We start from the raw sequence: 20,153 nt of genomic DNA, 5'->3' as shown, positions 1-20,153 counted from the left end.
CAGCCTCTTGTTTTGCGTGAGGCTGAGGACGCCATCGCTGGCAAGCCAGTCACCCGAGAACAGCCGCCATGCACTTTGATTTGATCGACCTGCGCCTCTACCTGCACATACTCGACACCGGCAACATCACCGCCGGCGCCGCGCGCAGTCATCTGTCCCTGGCGGCGGCCAGTGCGCGCATCCGGGCGATGGAGGCCTCGCTGGGCATCGCCTTTCTTGAGCGCGGCCGTCGTGGCGTCACCCCAACGCCGGCCGGCAAAGCCCTGGCCCGCCACGCGCGCCTGCTGTTGCAACAAGCCGACCACCTGCAACAGGACCTCGCGGAATACGCCAATGGCGTCAAAGGCCAGGTGCGCCTGTTGTGCAACACCACCGCGCTCAGCGAATACCTGCCGGAACTGCTGGCGGATTTCCTGCGCGAACACGCCAACCTGGATATCGACCTGCAGGAGCTGCCGAGCCTGCGCATCACCCAGGCCTTGCGCCAAGGCACGGCCGACCTGGGAATCATCTCTGATGCGGTCGACACCCACGGTTTGCAGACGCTGGCGTTTCGCGACGACCCGCTGGTGCTGATCATGCCCCTCGATCATCCGTTAACCACGGCGAGTTTCATCGACAGCCTGCAATACGACTACGTAGGCCTGGCCGCCAACAGCGCACTCGCGGTGTACCTGGAGGAGCAGGCGCTGCACGCGGGTTTTCGCTTGCAGACGCGCATTCGCGCCGATGGCTTTGATGGGCTGATTCGCATGGTCGCCGGCGGCGCCGGGCTGGGTATCGTGCCCCAGGCCGCGCTGGAACGCTGGCCGCTGGAGCACCGCTTCAAGGCCCTGCCGCTCAAGGAGGACTGGGCCTGTCGCCGATTGCTGTTATGCGCACGCTCGTTCGAACAATTGCCGGGTTACGCCAGGGCCTTGCTCGATGCCTTGGCCCTGCCCTTGCGGAAAAACCCGTAATACACCGCCGACAGGATCAGCAGGAACGGCACGCCAAACACCAGGGTCATCTTGAACGCGTCGGTGAAGTACGTGGTGATCATCACCGCGCCCATCAGCACCAGGCCCAGCAAGGTGCTGTAGGGAAACAGGCGCAGTTCGAACGACAGCTTCGCGCCGCCATGGCGCTGGCGATAGCGCCGGAAGAACAGGTGCGTGAGGAAGATCATGAACCAGGTGAAGATCGCGCCAAACATCGAGATCGCCATCATCAGGGTGAACGAGCTTTCCGGGTACACCACGTTAAGCAAGGTCGCCAGCGCGATGCCCGAGCTGGACAGCAACAGCGCATTCAACGGAATACCGCTCTTGCTCAGGGCGCCCATGGACTTGGGCGCAAAACCTGCGCGAGACAGGCTGAACATCATCCGCGTGGTGATGTAGAGCTGGCTGTTCATTGCCGACAGCGCCGCGATCAGGATCACGAAATTCATCACCCCGGTCGCCCCGGGAATGCCGATGGTCTGCATCACCGTGACGAACGGGCTCTGGGTCTGGCCCGCCTGGTTCCAGGGCACGATGGCGAGCATCAGCGCCAAGGTCAGCAGGTAGAACACCACCAGCCGCACGATGGTCGCGCGAAAGGCCTTTTTCACCGCTTGTTCCGGGTCAGCCGCTTCACCGGCGGCGACGGCGATCATCTCCACGCTGAGGTAGCTGAAGATCGACACGATCACCGCGATCCACATGCCGCTCAGGCCATGCGGGAAAAAGCCGTCGTGGGCCGTGTAGTTCTGTACGCCATATTCCGGGTTGCCAGAGCCGAACACCACGTAGACGGCGAGGAGGATGAAGGCGACGATGGCGCTGATCTTGATGGTCGAGAACCAGTATTCGAAGGTGCCGAAAGTTTTCACGCTGATCGCATTGAGCAGGATCAGCACGCTGGAAAACGACACGATCCATACCCACTCAGGTACGTTGGCGAACCAGTACTTCATGTACATCGCCACCGCCGTGACCTCGGCGCCCACTGCCAGCACAATCGCCGCCCAATAGGCATAACGCACCAGGAATCCGGCCAGCGGGCTGATGTAGAACTCGGCGTAGGCGCCAAACGAGCCGGAGGTGGAATGGGCCACCGTCATCTCAGCCAGGCAGCCCATCAGCAGCAAGGTGATCAGCGCGCCGATGGCGTAGCTGATCAGCACACTCGGCCCGGCATAGCCGATGGCATAGGCGCTGCCCATGAACAGCCCGGTACCGATCGCGCCACCGATGGCGATCATGCTCATCTGGCCGGAAGTGAGCTGGCGCCTGAGGCCCAGTTCGCGGTGGGTAATCTCTGCAAAGCCGTTGTCTGGCGTGGTCACGTGGGGTGCCCCTTTATTATTGTGATGGTTGTTGCCGGTGTTGGACCCTGGGGGAGCTGGCTGGCCTGCGATGATGTCGGTGAATTCGCCATCGCCATCGCAGGCAAGCCCGCTCCCACATGTGAAAGGTGTTGCCGTTAAGTAACGCTGTTGCGGACTTTGAATTGCGGCTGGTCCCACGTGGCGTTGTCGAGGATTTCACCGAGAATTTCCACGGCGTCCCACACCTCGGTAAAGCTGGTGTACAGCGGGGTAAAGCCAAAGCGCATGATGCGCGGCTCGCGGTAATCGCCGATCACGCCACGGGCGATCAACGCCTGGATCACCGCGTAGCCTTCAGGGTGTTCGAAGCTCACATGGCTGCCTCGCCGGGCGTGGTCACGCGGGGTGATCAGCACCAGGTCGTGGGCGGCGCAACGGGCTTCCACCAGGTCGATAAACAGGTCGGTCAGGGCCAGCGACTTGGCGCGCAGGCTGGCCATGTCGGTCTGGGCAAAAATTTCCAGGCCGCATTCGACCATGGCCAACGAAGTGATCGGCTGCGTGCCGCACAGGTAGCGTGCAATGCCGCTGCTGGGCGCGTAGGTCGACTCCATGGCGAACTGCCGAGTGTGCCCGAACCAGCCCGACAATGGCTGGCGCACCACATCCACCAACTCCGGATTCACCCACACAAACGCCTGGGAGCCCGGCCCGCCGTTCAGGTATTTGTAGGTGCAGCCAATCGCGTAATCAGCCCCCGCGGCGTGCAGGTCGATGGGCACCGCGCCCGCCGAATGCGCCAGGTCCCAGATACTCAACGCGCCGCACTCATGGCTCAAGGCGGTGAGTGCCTGCATGTCGTACATGTAGCCGGTCTTGTAGTTGACGTGGGTGAGCATCACCACTGCCACGTCCTGGTCGATGGCTTCGGGCAGCTCGTCGGGGCTGTTGACCAGCCGCAGGGAATAGCCTTGTTGCAGCAGTTCTGCAAGGCCTTCGGCGATATACAGGTCGGTGGGAAAGTTGCTCGCTTCGCTGACAATCACCTTGCGTGCCGGCGTGCGCTGGCGCTGCACGCTCAGCGCCGCGCTGAGCACTTTGAACAGGTTGACCGAGGTGGTATCGGTGATCACCACTTCGCCGTGGCGCGCACCGATCAGCGGTGCCAGGCGATTGCCCAGGCGCTGCGACAGATCCGCCCAGCCCGCGCTGTTCCAACTGCGAATCAAGCCGTTGCCCCACTCTTCGGCGATCACCGCCTGCGCCCGCGCCAACGCGGCCACCGGGCGTGCACCGAGGGAGTTGCCGTCGAGGTAGATCACGCCCGCCGGCAAGGCGAACTGTTGACGCAGCGGCGCCAGGGGATCCTGGGCGTCTAGGGCTTGGCAATGGCTTCGAAGGGTCATGGGCTGTCCTGGTTTTTATAAGGAATATGGACCAAATAATGAACGAAGCTTTAGAGAATTTTCGTGCAAAGTGGTAGGTAACAGGCTAATTAAGCTGTAGGAAATTCGAATTTAACCTCCAAATACGCGGATTTATTCTAACCATGATTCTTGACGCCACCGACCTTCGCCTCCTGCATTTTCTGCAACAGGATGGGCGTATCAGCAACCAGGAACTGGCGGAAAAGGTCGCCCTGTCGCCCTCCGCCTGCCTGCGCCGGTTGCGCCTGCTGGAGAGCGAGGGAATCATCAGCGGCTACCGCGCGGTCCTGAATGCCGAGCAGTTGGGGATTGAACTGGAGGCCATCGTCCACCTGTCATTGCGCCAGGATGTGGAGGATTGGCACGAGACGTTCATCAAGAAGGTGCAAGGCTGGCCGGAGGTCGCCAGTGCCTATGTGATCACCGGCGCCAGCAACTATGTGCTGCGGGTGCAGGCACGCAACCTCAAGCATTTTTCGGACTTCATCGTGAACCACCTGAACCGCACGGCGGGGGTGATGGATATTCGCTCGGAGATCGTGTTGCAGAAGATCAAGGACCGGGATGAGGTGCTGGATCTGGTAGTGCGCAAATAGCACGAACACCCCACATCAACTGTGGGAGCTGGCTTGCCTGCGATGGCGGTGTGTCATTCACCACCGCTATCGCAGGCAAGCCAGCTCCCACATTGTTTACCGCGTTCAGTCTTCGAGGGCGCGCACGCGCTGCATGCGTTTCTGCTCTACCGGTGCGTCAGCCACCTGCAGCTCGAAGTCAAAATCAATCTGCGCAAACCGCCCTTCCACGCCAAATTCCCGGGCCAGTTGCGGATCGTCGCTGAAGCGAATTTCGGCGATCAATTCATCCCGCGTGGCGTAGGCAAAATCATCATGCAGGTACGGATCATCCGACAGGTTGATCTGCGTGGTCAGGTGCCGATGGCCCGGGGCCGAGATAAAGAAGTGGATGTGCGCCGGCCGCTGCCCGTGACGCCCCAGTTGATCAAGCAACTGCTGGGTCGGCCCGGTCGGCGGGCAGCCGTAGCCGGACGGCACGATGCTGCGAAACCGGTAGTTGCCCTGGGCGTCGGTCTCGATGCGCCGACGCAGGTTGAACGCCGATTGCGTCGGGTCAAACCACGAATAGGTGCCGCCGGTATTGGCCTGCCACACATCCACGATCGCCCCCGCCAACGGTTTGCCATCGGTGTCACGCACTTGCCCGCGCATGAACAGCGGCACCGCGGCGTCCGTGCCATCGTCCAGCCGCGCCTCGTACTTGGACAGCGGCGCACCGGCCACATACAGGGGGCCCTCGATGGTGCGCGGAGTGCCGCCGGATTTACCGGCTTGCTCGTCAGCGGCGTCCATCAGCAAGTCCAGGTAATGCTCCAGGCCGAGCCCGGCGGCGAGCAGCCCCGCCTCCTGGTTCTTGCCCAGCTCATTCAGGTAGTTGACCGCCTTCCAGAACTCTTCCGGGGTCACTTCGAGGTCTTCGATGATGTTTACCGTATCGCGCAGGATCCGGTAGATCAGCGCCTTGGTGCGCGGGCTGCCGCCGTCATTGAGGTTGCCGCTGGCTTCCTCGAGGAACTGTTGGGCGTGGGCAGTCTGGGACAGTCGGATGGACATGGTGCAATCCTCATCTTGTAATTATTGGGTGCAGAACAGGCTCAGCGGTCGTCCTCATGGATCGACGAAGGGTGCCGGCACAGGGCATTCACTTCGATGGCCATGTAGGGGTAGAGCGGTAGTTGCATCAGCAGGTCGTGCAGCTCTTGCACGCTGTCGACATCGAACACGCTGTAGTTGGCGTAGTGCCCGGCGATGCGCCACAGGTGGCGCCATTTGCCCTGTTGTTGCAGGCGCTGCGCCAGGGCTTTTTCGTCGGCCTTGAGGCTGGCGGCCTGCTCGGGATTCATGTCGACGGGCAGGTTCACGGTCATTTTTACGTGGAACAGCATGGCAGGCGCCTCTTAGTGTTTGTCACGACGAAAGAACGCCAGGCGCTCTTCATCGATGGCCAGGCCCAGGCCCGGAGCGGTGGAGACATGCAACTGGAAATCGCGGTACACCGGTGGCTCGACCAGGATGTCTTCGGTGAGCAACAAGGGGCCGAACAGTTCGGTGTCCCACGCCAGCGTGTTCAAGGTCAGGAAGGCATGCGCCGAGGCCAGGGTGCCGATGCCGCCTTCGAGCATGGTGCCGCCGTAGAGGCCGATCCCCGCGGCCTCGGCAATCGCCGCCGTGCGCAACACCGCGCGGGGGCCGCCGTTCTTGGCGATCTTCAGCGCGAACACCGACGCCGCGCCTTCGCGGGCCAGGTTGAAGGCATCCTCCACGCACTCGATGGATTCATCCGCCATGATCGGCGTCGGGCTGGACAGGTTGAGCCGGGCCATGCCGCTACGGTTGTTGCGCGAGATCGGCTGTTCGATCAGGTCGATACCGTGGTCGCCGAGCACCTTGCACGCGCGCAGGGCCACGGCTTCGTCCCATGCCTGGTTGACGTCGACGCGCACACTGGCGCGCTCGCCCAACGCTTTCTTGATCGCGATGACATGGGCCAGGTCGCGCCCGACTTCACCGGCACCGATCTTCAACTTGAAGATGCGGTGGCGACGCAGGTCGAGCATCTTTTCGGCCTCGGCAATGTCCTGTTCGGTGTTGCCGCTGGCCAGGGTCCAGGCCACCGGCAAGGCATCGCGCACGCGGCCCCCGAGCAGCTCGCTGACCGGCAGGTCCAGGCGCTTGCCCAGGGCGTCGAGCAAGGCGCTTTCAATACCTGACTTGGCAAAGGTGTTGCCGCGAATACTGCGCTCCAGGCGCAGCATCGCCGCGTTGATATTGCTCGCGTCCTGGCCGATCAGCAGCGGTGCGAAATGGCGGTCGATGTTGACCTTGATGCTGTCGGGGCTCTCGTTGCCGTAGCTCAGGCCGCCAATGGTGGTGGCTTCACCGATGCCCTCGATGCCGTCGGCGCAGCGCACGCGGATGATCACCAGGGTCTGGTTTTGCATGGTGTGCATCGCCAGCTTGTGCGGGCGGATGGTAGGAAGGTCGACGATGACGGTGTCGATCGACTCGATGGCGCAAATCGGCATGGCAATACCCGTTGGGTTCTTTATTGGTTTTGGCCGATTCTGTACCCTATTTTTCGAGGCTTCCAATATAGAATGGGTCTCGCACAATACCCTCAAGGTATGAAAGGAGCCGTCATGGAACTGCGTCATCTGCGCTATTTCCAGGTGTTGGGGGAAACCCTCAACTTCACCCGCGCCGCCGAACGCCTGCACATCGCCCAGCCGCCGTTGAGCCGGCAGATCCAGCAACTGGAGGATGAGTTGGGCGTGGTCCTGCTCGAACGCGGCCGGCCCCTGCGGCTGACCGAAGCCGGGCGGTTTTTCTATGAGCACGCCAATGTGTTGCTCGAACAATTGGGCAAGGTCTGCGACAACACCCGGCGCATTGGCCAGGGTGAAAAGACCTGGCTGGGCATCGGCTTTGCCCCGTCGACGCTGTATGGCGTGCTGCCCGAACTGATCCGGCGCCTGCGCAACCATGACGCGCTGGAGCTGGAGTTGGGCTTGTCGGAGATGACCACCCTGCAGCAGGTCGAAGCGCTCAAGGCCGGGCGCATTGATGTGGGTTTCGGGCGTATCCGCATCGACGACCCGGCCATCGTCCAGCGCGTGCTGGTGGAGGACCGCCTGGTGGCCGTACTGCCCGCCGGCCATCCTCTGCTCGAGGCGCCCGCCACCCTTGCCCAACTGGCCGCCGAGCCAATCGTGCTGTACCCCGGCAACCCGCGCCCCAGCTATGCCGACCATGTGATTGCGTTGTTCGATGCGCACGGCTTGAGCCTCAAGGTGGCGCAGTGGACCAACGAATTGCAGACCGCCATCGGCCTGGTCGGCGCGGGCATGGGCGTGACGCTGGTACCGGCCTCGGTGCAGGTGCTGCACCGCGCGGACATCGGCTACACGCCGATTGTGGAAGCCACCGCGACGTCGCCGATCATCCTCAGCCGGCGGGTGAATGATCAGTCGCCGGGGCTCAGTCATTGCCTGCAACTGGTGGAAGAGTTGATCTAAAAGAACACCACACATCCAATGTGGGAGCGGGCTTGCTCGCGAATGCGCAGTGTCAGTCACCGAATGAGTTGGCTGATGCACCGCATTCGCGAGCAAGCCCGCTCCCACAGTTGATCTCCGTTGTTTTTGAGTAAGGTATTCATCCACGCATGCGCCGGGCGTCGTTGCGTTGCAGGGTCTGGCTAGGGGATTCATCGAACAGCTTGCGGTACTCGGCCGAGAATCGGCCCAGGTGGGTAAACCCCCAGCCCAGGGCGATTTCGGAGATGGTGTGGGTTGAGCCGTGTTCGAGGATTTGCTGGCGCACCGCGCCCAGGCGGTATTTCTTCAGGTAGGCCATGGGCGACAGGGCGAAGTATTTGCGAAAGGCGTCGAACAGCTTGAAACGCGACACCCCGGCCGCCGCTTCCAGATCCTCCAGGTGCACCGCTTCGCGGGCGTTGTCGTGGATGTACTGCCGGGCGCGGATCAAATAGTGCGGCAGCTTCACGCCCAGCATGTCCCGCAGCTCTTCGGAGTAGTTGTTCGGCTGGGCCAGGATCAAGCCCTTGATCAGCGAACTTTCCAGGTCCCGGGTAAACGCCGCCTGGTCATACAGCTCACTGCTGCGCTCCAACTCGGCGATGAAATACCGCGCCATGCGCCACCACGACGCAGAAGCGCCGTCGACTGCATCCATCACCGCTTCGAAGCGTAGCGGCGCCTCAATCGGCCGTTGCAGCAAGCCTTCCAGCGACTCGCTCATGGCCGCGCGGGTGATCACCACCTGCAGCTTGCGGCAGTCGCCCGAGATTTCCAGCACCTGATGTTCGTTTGGCGAGATGATCACGCCCTGGTCACGGTTGGACATGAGCCGTTTGCCGTTCTTGCTCAGCTCCTGCTCGCCCACCAGCGGCAGGGTCAGGCTGTAGCTGCTGAAGTGCTCGGCGTCCTCGATATCAATGGTGACATCGGTGCCGTATTCGATAATCCCCAGCGTCGTGGCGCGGGACTTGAACACATTGGCACTGTGGTGAAAGCGGATGCGCTCCGGCGTCGCGGTTTGCAGCCGGTGCGGCCCGCAGATGCCGGACATCCAGCTGCAGGCGCCTTCAAGGTCGAAACGCTCGATACGTATATCGCGTGTATTGCTACTCATCACGGGGCACCCACGGCAATTGTGGCCGGCGCGCTCTGACGGCGCGTCCTGGTTGATCGACAGCAAGTTTTACGCCACGCCAGCCGTATTGCCACTGGGTGGATAGCAACCGTCGACTAAGTGGATAAGCCGCCGGCTTTTTCGACCCTCACCTTGCAAGACAGTAGCGCATCACGTCACCGCCCTGCACCGCCGTGGGTATTTGCTGCCCAACTTTGCGGCCTGCCTTTGCCCATTAACCGGATAGCCCCTCGCCGCGTCGCAGCCTCTTAATGGCCCACCTGTTTAGCCATTATCAAAAGGTGCCTCCCATGAGTGGTGCAAGAAGCGTCGAGCAATGGAAAAGCTTTATCGAAAGCTGCCTGGATTTTCGCCCGGCCGATGCCGTGTTCCGTATCGCCCGCGACATGTTCACCGAGCCGGAGCTGTTCGACCTGGAGATGGAACTGATCTTCGAGAAGAACTGGATCTACGCCTGCCACGAAAGCGAACTGGCGAATAACCACGACTTTGTGACGATGCGCGCCGGGCGCCAGCCGATGATCATCACCCGCGACGGCGAAGGCCAACTGAATGCGCTGATCAACGCCTGCCAGCATCGCGGTACCACCCTGACCCGGGTTGGCAAGGGCAACCAGTCCACCTTCACCTGCCCGTTCCACGCCTGGTGCTACAAGAGTGACGGCCGGCTGGTGAAGGTCAAGGCGCCGGGGGAATACCCGGAAGGTTTCGACAAGGCCACGCGCGGTTTGAAAAAGGCACGCATCGACAGCTACAAGGGCTTCGTATTCATCAGCTTGGACGTGCACGGCACGGACAGCCTGGAAGCGTTCCTGGGCGATGCCAAAGTGTTCTTCGACATGATGGTCGCGCAGTCCGCCACCGGTGAGTTGGAAGTGCTGCCGGGCAAGTCCGCCTACACCTACGACGGCAACTGGAAGCTGCAAAACGAAAACGGCCTGGACGGCTACCACGTCAGCACCGTGCACTATAACTACGTAGCCACGGTGCAGCATCGCCAGCAGGTCAATACCGAGAACGGCAGCGGGTCCGCCAGCACCCTGGACTACAGCAAGCTCGGCGCCGGCGACGCGAATACCGATGACGGCTGGTTCGCTTTCAACAACGGGCACAGCGTGCTGTTCAGCGACATGCCCAACCCCAGCGTGCGCTCCGGCTACGCCACGATCATGCCGCGCCTGGTCGAAGAGCACGGCCAGCAAAAAGCCGAGTGGATGATGCACCGCCTGCGCAACCTGAACATCTACCCGAGCCTGTTCTTCCTCGACCAGATCAGCTCACAGCTGCGCATCATCCGCCCGGTGGCGTGGAACAAGACCGAGATCATCAGCCAGTGCCTGGGGGTGAAGGGCGAGTCCGACGCCGACCGCGAGAACCGCATCCGCCAGTTCGAGGATTTCTTCAACGTGTCCGGCATGGGCACACCGGACGACCTCGTGGAGTTCCGCGAAGCCCAGCGTGGCTTCCAGGGCCGCCTGGAGCGCTGGAGCGACATCTCGCGTGGCAGCCACCGCTGGGAGACCGGCCCGACGCCGAACAGCGAGGCTATCGGCATCCAGCCGGCCATGACCGGCACCGAATTCACCCACGAAGGCTTGTACGTCAACCAGCACCGCAACTGGCAGCAGTTCCTGCTCGACGGCCTTGATCGACACGCGTTGAAACTGCGGGAGGTGAAATGATGAGCGCGCCATTGCAGTACCAGATCGAGCAGTTTTTCTACCGTAAATCCGAGCTCTGCGATGCCCAGGACTGGGACGCCTATGTAGAGCTGTTCGACCCCCAGAGTGAATTCCATCTGCCGCAATGGGACTCCGAACACGTCTACACCCGCGACCCCAAGCGCGAGATGTCGCTGATCTACTACGCCAACCGTTCGGGCCTGGAGGACCGCGTTTTCCGCCTGCGCACCGGCAAGGCGGCATCCGCCACGCCGATGCCGCGCACCTTGCACCTGATCAATAACGTGCGCATCAACGAGCAGGCGGACGGCACGCTGGAAGTGCGCCTGAACTGGCACACGCTGTTCTATCGCCTGGCCACCTCGGAGCAGTTCTACGGGCACGCCACCTACCGCCTCAAACCCCATGGCGACAGTTGGCTGATCACCCGCAAGCACGCGTTGCTGCTCAACGACACCATCAACTCGGTGCTGGATTTCTATCACCTCTAAACGCGCTTGTTGTGGCGAGCAGGATTGTTGTGCTGAGCAGGATTGTTGTAGCGAGCGGGCTTGTTGTGGCGAGCGGGCTTGTTGTGGCGAGCGGGCTTGCCCCGCGTTGGGGCGCGCAGCGGCCCCAATACAGTCACCGCATCTCTTCAGTCAAACAACGGTGCCTGGACCAGGACCCGCTGCACGCCCCAACGCGGGACAAGCCCGCTCGCCACGACAGGCGCACTCGACACGCTCATGACTCTGCGGAGACCAACACATGAATCACAAAGTGGCCTTCAGCTTCGCCGATGGCAAGACCCTGTTTTTCCCGGTGGGCGCCCACGAGATCCTGTTGGATGCGGCGCTGCGCAACGGCATCAAGATCCCCCTGGATTGCCGCGAAGGCGTATGCGGCACGTGCCAGGGCCGTTGCGAGTCCGGCGAGTACACCCAGGATTATGTGGACGAGGAAGCCCTCTCCGGCCTCGACCTGCAGCAACGCAAGATGCTCAGTTGCCAGACCCGGGTGCAATCCGACGCGACGTTCTACTTCGACTTTGATTCGAGCCTGTGCAATGCGCCCGGCCCGGTACAGCTGCAAGGCACAGTGAGCGCGGTGCAGTTGGTGTCCGCCAGCACAGCGATCCTGCAGGTTCAGCTGGACGCGTCGCTGGATTTTCTGCCCGGCCAGTACGCGCGCCTGTCCGTTCCCGGCACCGACAGCTGGCGCTCGTATTCCTTCGCCAACCGGCCCGGCAATCAGCTGCAGTTCCTGGTCCGCCTGTTGCCCGACGGCGTGATGAGCAATTACCTGCGTGAGCGCTGCCAGGTAGGTGACCGCCTTTTGATGGAAGCGCCGCTGGGCGCTTTTTACCTGCGTCACGTGACCAAGCCGCTGGTGCTGGTCGCTGGCGGCACCGGGTTGTCGGCCTTGCTGGGCATGCTCGATGAACTGGTTGCCAGCGGCTGTGACCAACCGGTACACCTGTATTACGGCGTACGCGGTGCCGAGGATCTGTGCGAGGCCGAACGTATCGACCAATACGCCTCCACCCTCGATTTTCGCTACACCGAAGTGCTGAGCAACCCATCGCCGGCGTGGCCCGGCAAGCGCGGTTACCTCACCGAACATTTCGACCTGGCCGAATTGCGGGACAGATCGGCAGATATGTACGTGTGCGGCCCCCCTCCAATGGTCGAATCCATCCAGCAATGGCTGGCAGATCAGGCACTTGATGGCGTTCAGCTGTATTACGAAAAGTTCACGCAGAGTAATATCTGACCCTCAGCACTTCTGAGGGGCTGGTGCGGCGTGCAATCAACCCTGAGAAAAACAAGTAGAAGGGAATGTTAATGGCGGATGACATGGTTAACCCGGTAGGCCTCAAGCGGGGCTTGAAGAACCGGCATATTCAGCTGATCGCCTTGGGAGGGGCGATTGGCACGGGGCTGTTCCTCGGCTCGGCGGGCGTGCTCAAGTCGGCGGGGCCGTCGATGATCCTCGGCTATGCGATTGCCGGTTTCATCGCGTTCCTGATCATGCGCCAGCTCGGCGAAATGATCGTCGAAGAGCCGGTGGCCGGTTCCTTCAGCCACTTCGCGCACAAATACTGGGGCGGTTACGCAGGCTTCCTGGCGGGCTGGAACTACTGGGTGCTCTACGTACTGGTGGGCATGGCCGAACTCACGGCCGTGGGCAAGTACATCCAGTTCTGGTGGCCGGAGATTCCGACCTGGGTCAGTGCGCTCGTGTTCTTTGTCGCGGTGAACCTGATCAACACCCTCAACGTGAAATTCTTCGGTGAAGCCGAGTTCTGGTTCGCGATCATCAAGGTGGTGGCGATCGTCGGCATGATCGTGCTCGGCTGCTACCTGCTGTTCAGCGGTACCGGCGGCCCGCAGGCCTCGATCACTAACCTGTGGAGCCACGGCGGGTTCTTCCCGAATGGCGGCATGGGGCTGTTGATGTCCATGGCGTTCATCATGTTCTCGTTCGGTGGCCTGGAGTTGGTGGGCATCACTGCCGCCGAGGCCAGCGAGCCGCGCAAGGTGATCCCCAAGGCGATCAACCAGGTGGTGTACCGGATCCTGATTTTCTACGTCGGCGCACTGACTGTGCTGTTGTCGCTGTACCCCTGGGACCAATTGCTGCAAACCCTCGGCGCGTCGGGCGATGCCTACAGCGGCAGCCCGTTTGTGCAGATCTTCTCGCTGATCGGCAACGACACCGCGGCGCACATCCTCAACTTCGTGGTCCTGACCGCGGCGCTGTCGGTGTACAACAGCGGCGTGTACTGCAACAGCCGCATGCTGTTCGGCCTGGCCGAGCAGGGGGATGCACCCAAGGCGCTGATGAAGCTCAACAAACAAGGCGTGCCGTTGCGTGCCCTGGCCATTTCGGCGTTGGTGACGATGCTGTGCGTGGTGGTCAACTACGTGGCGCCCCAGAGTGCGCTGGAGTTGCTGTTTGCGCTGGTGGTTGCCTCGCTGATGATCAACTGGGCGCTGATCAGCATCACCCATATCAAGTTCCGCAAGGCCATGGGCGAGCAAGGTGTGGTGCCGTCGTTCAAGACCTTCTGGTTCCCGTTCAGCAACTACCTGTGCCTGGCGTTCATGCTGATGATCGTCAGCGTGATGCTGGCGATCCCGGGCATTCGTGAGTCGGTGTATGCGATGCCGGTGTGGGTGGGGATTATCTACATCGCGTATCGGATGCGGGTCCGCAGAAGTAACGCGCCAGTCAACGCACAGTGATAGCTGTGGGAGCCGGGCTTGCCCGCGATGGCGGTGGGTCAGCCGATGGCTGTGGTGGCTGACACACCGCATCGCAGGCAAGCCCGTTCCCACTGTTGATTGCATTCCAAATGAAAAAGCCCCGGTTATCCGGGGCTTTTTTCATAGCGTGGAACGCACTCGCCACAGCTCGGGGAACAGCACGGTGTCGAGCATCTTGCGCAGATACCCCACGCCTTCAGTACCACCGGTACCGGGCTGGAAGCCGATAATCCGTTCCACCGTCGTCACATGCCTGAAGCGCCACTGGCGGAACGAATCCTCCAGGTCGATGAACTTCTCGGCCAACTGATACAAATCCCAATAGCGGCTCGGATCGCGGTACACCTCACGCCACGCGGCTTCCACCGATTCATCGTGAACCGTGGCCGCCGTCGGGTCACGTTCGGCGCGTTTGGGGTCAATCGCCAGGCCCGCCTTGGCCATCAGGTTGACCGCCTCGTCATACAGCGACGGCGTGGCAATCGCCACTTTCAACTCGTTCAACAACTCCGGCCGATGCGCGTGAGGACGCAACAGCGCCGCGCTTTTATTGCCGAGGATAAATTCGATCTCGCGGTACTGGAACGACTGGAACCCCGACGACTGACCCAGGAACGGACGGATCGCCTTGTACTCCGACGGCGTCATCGTCGCCAGCACCGCCCAGGCGTGCACCAGTTGATCGAAAATCCGCGACACCCGCGCCAGCATCTTGAACGCCGGCGGCAACTCGCCAAGGCGCACATGTTCGCGGGCGGCCTTGAGTTCGTGGAGCATCAGTTTCATCCACAGCTCAGACGTCTGGTGCTGGATGATGAACAGCATTTCGTTGTGGTCCGGCGACAGCGGGTGCTGGGCGCTGAGGACTTTACCCAGGTCCAGGTAGTCGCCATAGCTCATGGACTCGGAAAAATTCAGCTCGGCGTTATGCCATTCTTCCGGCGGTTGATAATCAGCAGAGAAGGGACATTGGCTCATCGCGTGGGCTCCTTGAGCGGGCGGAGAATGGCGCGGACCGGGCTCGCGTCGAGGTTGGCAAAGCGCAACGGCAGCGCGATCAATTCATAGTCGCCCTCCGGTACGTCATCGAGCACGATGCCTTCAAGAATCGCCATGCCATGACGGGCCACGGCGTTGTGCGAATCCATGGTCTTGGATTGCTGCGGATCGAGGGACGGCGTGTCGATCCCGACCAGCCGCACGCCGAGGCTCGCCAGCAACTCGATGGTTTGCGGGTCGATGGCGGTGAAATTCGAATCCCATTCGGTCAGCGGCGCGTGTGGATAAGTACGCAAGAGCACGCGCTCTGGCAGGTTATCCACACGCCCGTCCAACTGATGCGGTTGCACCAGCGCGCCGCTGTCCAGGCAATGCAGGACCCGGCACGGCCCCATGTAGACATCCAGCGACACCTCGCCAATCGGCGCGCCGTCCGCGCTGTAATGCAGCGGCGCATCGACGTGCGCGCCGGTGTGCGGCGACAAGGTAATGCGCCCGACATTCACCGGGCATTCCGGACCGAACTGCCAGACGCGCTCTTCCTGGAACGGCGTATCGCCCGGCCAGGTCGGGGTCGCCGTACTCAAGGGCGGGCTGATGTCCCACCACGTTTTTATTGGATTCATTTCAAGGCTCTCGGCGGTTACTGGGGTGAATGATACGAGGGCCAGCTGTGAATTTTCTTGCGAATTCCAGCGCCAGGCGGGATTTCTTTCGTACTTACTGCGAGGAATTGCCGTATTTGTGATTGGATATTTCAAATGTAGGCGCCAGCTTGCCGGCGATGGCGTTCCTACGGGGCCCATCGCCGGCAAGCCGGCGCCTACAGGGTTTTGTATTGCGCGGGACTTGCGCTTCTGGGCATCCCGATGTCGAGTTCAGACCACTGGCACGACGCCCAAGGCCTTAGGGTGCATCTTTGCATTCACTGCCTCGGAGTCATCATGTCCAAGCCCATCACCGTACTGCGCGACACCCATCCCCTGCCGGTCCTGGATGCCTGCAAATGGGAAAAACTCGAAGGCGACCCGCACACCGTCAACCTCAACGCCTACACCAGCGAAGACGGCAGCAAGATCATGGGCACCTGGATCTGCACACCAGGCAAGTGGTACGTCGAATACGTGAAGTGGGAATACTGCCATTTCCAGGAGGGCTACTGCGTGATCACCCCAGAAGGCCTGGAACCGATCCATTTGCGGGCTGGGGATATCTTTGTGGTGGAACCGGGGATGAAGGGGACGTGGGAAGTGGTCGAGACGGTGCGTAAGTATTTTGTGTTTGCTTAAATCGCTTCCAAAGCGGGCAACTTTGACATTGTTGTGGCGAGCGGGCTTGCCCCGCGTTGGGCTGCGCAGCAGCCCTGATCCAGACGCCGCGATCTTCCAGGAAGATCGCGGCGTTTTCCTTTAGGGCTGCTGCGCAGCCCAACGCGGGGCAAGCCCGCTCGCCACAGGAGGTCCCCTTACAAGGTTATTTGGGTTTGCGATAGCTGTTGATGATCGCCGAGAAGTCCTTGCCCCCCTCCCCGCGCTGGCTCATCGATTGATACAACTGCTGGGCCACGGCGCCCAGGATGACGGGCTGCTTGGCTTGGCGTGCAGCCTCGGTCGCAAGGCCAAGGTCCTTGAGCATCAGGTCGGCGCCAAAGCCGCCGGTGTAGCCGCGCGATGACGGCGCGGTTTCAATCACGCCCGGCCATGGGTTGTAGGTGTCGGAACTCCAGCAACGTCCGGTGGAGCTGTTGATGATGCCGGCCAGCACTTGGGTGTCGATCCCCAGCGCATCGCCCAGCGCCATGGCTTCGCTGACGCCGACCATGCTGATACCGAGCAGCAGGTTGTTGCAGATCTTGGCGATTTGCCCGGTGCCGACCTCACCGCAGTGCACGATGTTACGACCCATCTGCGCCAGCACCGGTTGCAGGGTGGCGAACAGTTCAGGGGTGCCGCCGACCATGAAGGTCAGGGTGCCGGCACTGGCGCCGCCGGTGCCACCGGAGACTGGGGCGTCAGCCACGACCACACCTTGCTTGGCCGCCGCAGCCGCTACGTCGCGGATCGTCTGCGGGTCGATGGTGCTGCAATCCACCGCCGGCACGCCTTGGCCGATACCGGCGAGTACGCCGTCTTCATTCAGCCACACGCTACGTACGTGTGCGGCCGCCGGCAGCATGGTGATCACCAGCTCGGCGTCTTTCGCCGCATCGCGGGGTGAATCGCTGATAGTGCCGCCCAGCTCGGCCAATTCCTTGAGCACGGCCTGGTTCAGGTCAAACAGGTTCAGCGCGTGGCCGGCCTTGATCAGGTTGCGGGCCATGGGCGCGCCCATGTTGCCCAAGCCGATAAATGCAATCTTCATGGTCGTCTCCCGGAATCAGCGCAGGTTGATGGTGGTGTTGACGCCATCGTTGACCGTGTCGTCGTCGAACCAGCGGCTGGTGACGGTTTTGGTCTGGGTGTAGAACTGCACCACTTGCTTGCCGTACGGGCCGAGGTCGCCGAGCTTGGAGCCACGCGAACCGGTGAAGCTGAAAAACGGCACCGGCACGGGGATCGGGATGTTGATGCCGACCTGGCCCACGTCGATTTCGCTCTGGAATTTACGCGCCGCCGCACCACTCTGGGTAAACAGACCGGTGCCGTTGCCGAACGGGTTGGCGTTGACGAGCGCGATGGCCTCGTCGAGGGTCGCGACTTCGAGCACCACCAGCACCGGGCCGAAGATTTCCTGAGTGTAGATCTGCATGTCCGTGGTCACGCCCGAGAACAGGGTCGGGCCGACAAAGTTGCCTTGCTCAAAGCCCGGCACCTTGATGTCGCGGCCGTCCAGCTCGAGCTTGGCGCCTTCTTTCACACCGCTTTCGATCAGCTCGAGGATGCGCGCCTTGGCGCGTTTGGAAATCACCGGGCCGACATCGGTACCGGCCTCGCTGCCGGCATTGACCTTGAGTTTTTGCGCCAGCGCCTTGAGGTCCGGCAGCCATTGTTTGGAGGCACCGACCAACACCACCACAGAGGTGGCCATGCAACGCTGGCCCGCTGCGCCGAAACCGGCACCGACCAGCGCATTGAGGGTGTGTTCGCGGTTGGCATCGGGCAGCACCACGGCGTGGTTCTTGGCGCCCATCATCGACTGCACGCGCTTGCCGTGTTTGCCGGCCAGGTCATAAACATGCGTGCCGACGGCGGTCGAACCGACGAAGGACACGGCCTTGATGTCTTTATGGGTGCACAGCGCATCCACCACGTCTTTGCCGCCGTGGACCACGTTGAGCACGCCGGCCGGTACGCCGGCTTCCAGCGCCAGCTCCACCAGCAGCACGGTCGACAGCGGGTCCTGCTCGGACGGCTTGAGGACGAAGGTGTTACCGCAGGCGATCGCCATCGGGAACATCCACAGTGGAATCATCGCCGGGAAGTTGAATGGGGTAATGCCGGCACACACGCCGATGGGTTGGCGCAGGGTGTAGGTGTCGACGCCACCGGCGACGTTTTCAGCGAATTCGCCCATTTGCAGGGTGCCGATGGAGCACGCGTGCTCCACCACTTCCAGGCCACGGAAAATATCGCCCTCGGCATCGGCAATGGTCTTGCCCTGCTCGGCGCTGAGGACTGCGGCGATGCGTTTGGAATGTTCGCGGATCAAGGCTTGCAGCTTGAGCATGATGCGCATGCGCGCGCCGATCGGGGTCAACTTCCAGGTCTGGAAGGCGCGATGGGCTGCGTCGATGGCGGCATTCACTTCATCGGCAGTGGCAAACGGCACTTTGGCCAGCACTTGCTGGGTGGCCGGGTTGACGATGTCGTGCCACTCGGTGGTCTTGGACTCGACCCATTCACCGTTGATCAGCAGCTTGACCTGTTGCACGGAAATATCGGCAGATGCGTTCATGTGGTCTCCAATCTTGTAGTTATGCAGAGACAAGGCGCGTGAATCGCCTTGGGAATGAGGCGTTTTTGGAGTATAGATGTGCAAATCTCTAATAAGAACGCACATAAAAGCCGGTCCAATATGCAAAAAAACATCACATCATTGGGCTCCCTGAACTGGGACGACCTGAAGTTTTTCCTCGAAGTGGCCCGCACCCGCAAGGCCAGCGTCGCGGCCAAGCGCCTGGCGGTGGACTACACCACGGTGTCGCGGCGCATCAGCTCACTGGAAGTGTCGCTGGGTACTTTGCTCTTCGAAAAATCTCGGACCAACGGCTTCGTCCTCACCACCGAGGGCCAACGTTTGCTGGGGTACGCCGAGTCCATCGAGAGCACCCTGCACATGGCTTGCGAGCAGGTGTCCGGCTCCGGCGTGGCACTGTCCGGGCATGTGCGCATGGGCTGTACCGAAGGCTTCGGCAGTTTTTTTGTCACCCCGCAGCTCAGCCATTTCGTCGACACTTACCCGGCGATCTCGGTGGACATCCTGCCCCTGCCCCACTTCATCAGCCTGTCCAAGCGCGAAGCCGACATTGTCATCGCCCTGGAACGCCCGGAACACGGGCCCTACGTGTGCTGCAAACTGTGTGACTACAAACTGCAGCTGTATGCGACCCAGGAATACCTCGACCAGCACCCACCGATCCGCAAACCCACGGATTTGGCCGAGCACCCGTTTATCAGCTATGTGGATGACCTGGCGTTCAGCTCCGAGCTGCTCTACCTGGCGAACGTGGTGCCCGGCGCCAGCGCCAGCCTGCGCAGTACCAGCGTGATTGCCCAGTACGTGGCAGCGCAGCAAGGCCGGTCGATGGCGATATTGCCGTGCTTCCTGGCGGCGCAGGACCCTCGGTTGCTGCCGGTGCTGGGGGAGCAGATCACACTGACTCGGCAGTTCTGGATGTATTGCCGGGAAGACTTGCGCAAGTTGAAACGGATCACCTTGCTGTGGGATTACATCCGCGAGGTGACGGAACAGAACCAGGGCTTATTGATGGGGGAGACGCGGGAGATCAAGTTTGCAGATTAAGGGGTGCGCGCGGTGTTGCAGCGAGCGCACTGCAAAATAAATGTGGGGGCTGGCTTGCCTGCGATAGCGGTGTATCAGCCAGCTTAGCCTTGACTGATACACCGCTATCGCAGCCAAGCCAGGTCCCACATTTGAACTGCGGCGGATGCAAGATTTTGGTTAGACACAAATAGTGTGGGAGCTGCGGCGGATGCAAGGTTTTGGTCAGACACAAATAGTGTGGGAGCTGCGGCGAGTGCAAGATTTTGGTCAGACGCAAATAAGTGTGGGAGCTGCAGCGGGTGCAA

General features: G+C 61.6%; 19 protein-coding genes. 9 read left to right on the top strand and 10 right to left on the bottom strand.

Annotated elements, in window-relative coordinates:
- Positions 1-68 precede the first annotated feature (68 nt).
- Complete coding sequence (locus BBG20_RS25630; RefSeq protein ID WP_065908441.1) at positions 69-959, top strand: LysR substrate-binding domain-containing protein; 891 nt, start codon at positions 69-71, stop codon at positions 957-959.
- Here the strand turns inward: BBG20_RS25630 and BBG20_RS25625 are convergent.
- Both BBG20_RS25625 and kynU read right to left on the bottom strand, forming a co-directional pair.
- Positions 905-2,311 (bottom strand): amino acid permease, encoded by a 1,407-nt coding sequence (locus tag BBG20_RS25625; RefSeq protein ID WP_065908439.1) that lies wholly within the window; start codon positions 2,309-2,311, stop codon positions 905-907. The two genes, BBG20_RS25630 and BBG20_RS25625, sit on opposite strands and share 55 nt — an antisense overlap.
- A 137-nt stretch (positions 2,312-2,448) precedes the next feature.
- A complete protein-coding gene (gene kynU / locus BBG20_RS25620) occupies positions 2,449-3,699 on the bottom strand; it encodes a kynureninase (RefSeq protein WP_065908437.1) in 1,251 nt (416 codons plus the stop codon).
- A 143-nt stretch (positions 3,700-3,842) separates the two neighbouring features.
- On the opposite strand from kynU, the gene BBG20_RS25615 reads away from it, so the two are divergent.
- A complete protein-coding gene (locus BBG20_RS25615; RefSeq protein ID WP_003176072.1) occupies positions 3,843-4,316 on the top strand; it encodes an Lrp/AsnC family transcriptional regulator in 474 nt (157 codons plus the stop codon).
- A 105-nt stretch (positions 4,317-4,421) separates the two neighbouring features.
- On the opposite strand, the gene catA is transcribed toward BBG20_RS25615, so the two are convergent.
- Genes catA through BBG20_RS25600 form a run of 3 tightly spaced genes read right to left on the bottom strand, consistent with a single transcriptional unit; the run spans position 4,422 to position 6,823 of the window.
- Complete coding sequence (gene catA / locus BBG20_RS25610) at positions 4,422-5,351, bottom strand: catechol 1,2-dioxygenase (protein ID WP_065908436.1); 930 nt, start codon at positions 5,349-5,351, stop codon at positions 4,422-4,424.
- Between the two features lie 41 nt (positions 5,352-5,392).
- Positions 5,393-5,683 carry a muconolactone Delta-isomerase gene (gene catC / locus BBG20_RS25605; RefSeq protein WP_065908430.1) on the bottom strand — a complete coding sequence of 97 codons (291 nt, stop codon included), beginning with the start codon at positions 5,681-5,683 and terminating at the stop codon, positions 5,393-5,395.
- A 12-nt stretch (positions 5,684-5,695) separates the two neighbouring features.
- Positions 5,696-6,823: a muconate cycloisomerase family protein gene (locus BBG20_RS25600; RefSeq protein ID WP_065908429.1), complete on the bottom strand. Its 1,128-nt coding sequence runs from the start codon at positions 6,821-6,823 to the stop codon at positions 5,696-5,698.
- Positions 6,824-6,937: 114 nt separating this feature from the next.
- Between BBG20_RS25600 and BBG20_RS25595 the strand changes: the two genes are divergently transcribed.
- Complete coding sequence (locus BBG20_RS25595) at positions 6,938-7,813, top strand: LysR family transcriptional regulator (RefSeq protein ID WP_065908428.1); 876 nt, start codon at positions 6,938-6,940, stop codon at positions 7,811-7,813.
- A 139-nt stretch (positions 7,814-7,952) separates the two neighbouring features.
- Here BBG20_RS25595 and BBG20_RS25590 read toward each other — a convergent pair whose 3' ends face one another.
- Positions 7,953-8,951 (bottom strand): AraC family transcriptional regulator, encoded by a 999-nt coding sequence (locus BBG20_RS25590; RefSeq protein ID WP_065908474.1) that lies wholly within the window; start codon positions 8,949-8,951, stop codon positions 7,953-7,955.
- A gap of 311 nt (positions 8,952-9,262) precedes the next feature.
- On the opposite strand from BBG20_RS25590, the gene antA reads away from it, so the two are divergent.
- The 4 genes from antA to BBG20_RS25570 all read left to right on the top strand — a co-directional run bounded on the left by antA (position 9,263) and on the right by BBG20_RS25570 (position 13,884).
- Positions 9,263-10,654, top strand: coding sequence for an anthranilate 1,2-dioxygenase large subunit (gene antA / locus BBG20_RS25585; RefSeq protein ID WP_065908427.1), 1,392 nt, complete (start codon positions 9,263-9,265; stop codon positions 10,652-10,654).
- Complete coding sequence (antB, locus tag BBG20_RS25580) at positions 10,654-11,145, top strand: anthranilate 1,2-dioxygenase small subunit (protein ID WP_065908425.1); 492 nt, start codon at positions 10,654-10,656, stop codon at positions 11,143-11,145. The genes antA and antB overlap by 1 nt, the downstream gene beginning before the upstream one ends.
- A 259-nt stretch (positions 11,146-11,404) precedes the next feature.
- Positions 11,405-12,409, top strand: a complete 1,005-nt coding sequence (gene antC, locus BBG20_RS25575) for an anthranilate 1,2-dioxygenase electron transfer component AntC (RefSeq protein ID WP_065908423.1) — start codon at positions 11,405-11,407, stop codon at positions 12,407-12,409.
- 71 nt (positions 12,410-12,480) lie between these two features.
- On the top strand, positions 12,481-13,884 hold the full coding sequence (locus BBG20_RS25570) for an amino acid permease (RefSeq protein ID WP_065908421.1): 1,404 nt from the start codon (positions 12,481-12,483) through the stop codon (positions 13,882-13,884).
- Between the two features lie 141 nt (positions 13,885-14,025).
- Here BBG20_RS25570 and kynA read toward each other — a convergent pair whose 3' ends face one another.
- Together kynA and kynB are read right to left on the bottom strand one after the other, a co-directional pair.
- A complete protein-coding gene (gene kynA / locus BBG20_RS25565) occupies positions 14,026-14,883 on the bottom strand; it encodes a tryptophan 2,3-dioxygenase (RefSeq protein WP_065908419.1) in 858 nt (285 codons plus the stop codon).
- A complete protein-coding gene (gene kynB / locus BBG20_RS25560; RefSeq protein WP_065908417.1) occupies positions 14,880-15,530 on the bottom strand; it encodes an arylformamidase in 651 nt (216 codons plus the stop codon). Before kynB ends, kynA begins: the two co-directional genes overlap by 4 nt.
- A 318-nt stretch (positions 15,531-15,848) precedes the next feature.
- Between kynB and BBG20_RS25555 the strand changes: the two genes are divergently transcribed.
- The gene (locus tag BBG20_RS25555; RefSeq protein WP_010566207.1) at positions 15,849-16,193 is read left to right on the top strand and encodes a cupin domain-containing protein; all 345 of its coding nucleotides are present in this window, start codon (positions 15,849-15,851) and stop codon (positions 16,191-16,193) included.
- 184 nt (positions 16,194-16,377) lie between these two features.
- Here the strand turns inward: BBG20_RS25555 and mmsB are convergent, their stop codons facing one another.
- Together mmsB and BBG20_RS25545 are read right to left on the bottom strand one after the other, a co-directional pair.
- On the bottom strand, positions 16,378-17,265 hold the full coding sequence (gene mmsB, locus BBG20_RS25550; RefSeq protein ID WP_065908412.1) for a 3-hydroxyisobutyrate dehydrogenase: 888 nt from the start codon (positions 17,263-17,265) through the stop codon (positions 16,378-16,380).
- Positions 17,266-17,280: 15 nt separating this feature from the next.
- The gene (locus tag BBG20_RS25545) at positions 17,281-18,798 is read right to left on the bottom strand and encodes a CoA-acylating methylmalonate-semialdehyde dehydrogenase (RefSeq protein WP_065908408.1); all 1,518 of its coding nucleotides are present in this window, start codon (positions 18,796-18,798) and stop codon (positions 17,281-17,283) included.
- A 120-nt stretch (positions 18,799-18,918) separates the two neighbouring features.
- On the opposite strand from BBG20_RS25545, the gene BBG20_RS25540 reads away from it, so the two are divergent.
- Positions 18,919-19,866 carry a LysR family transcriptional regulator gene (locus BBG20_RS25540; protein WP_065908407.1) on the top strand — a complete coding sequence of 316 codons (948 nt, stop codon included), beginning with the start codon at positions 18,919-18,921 and terminating at the stop codon, positions 19,864-19,866.
- Positions 19,867-20,153: the final 287 nt, after the last annotated feature.

The organism is Pseudomonas aylmerensis, assembly GCF_001702265.1.
GTDB lineage: Bacteria > Pseudomonadota > Gammaproteobacteria > Pseudomonadales > Pseudomonadaceae > Aquipseudomonas > Aquipseudomonas aylmerensis.
Note: the sequence above shows the minus strand (reverse complement) of the source record. Positions and strands in the feature narration are given on the sequence as shown.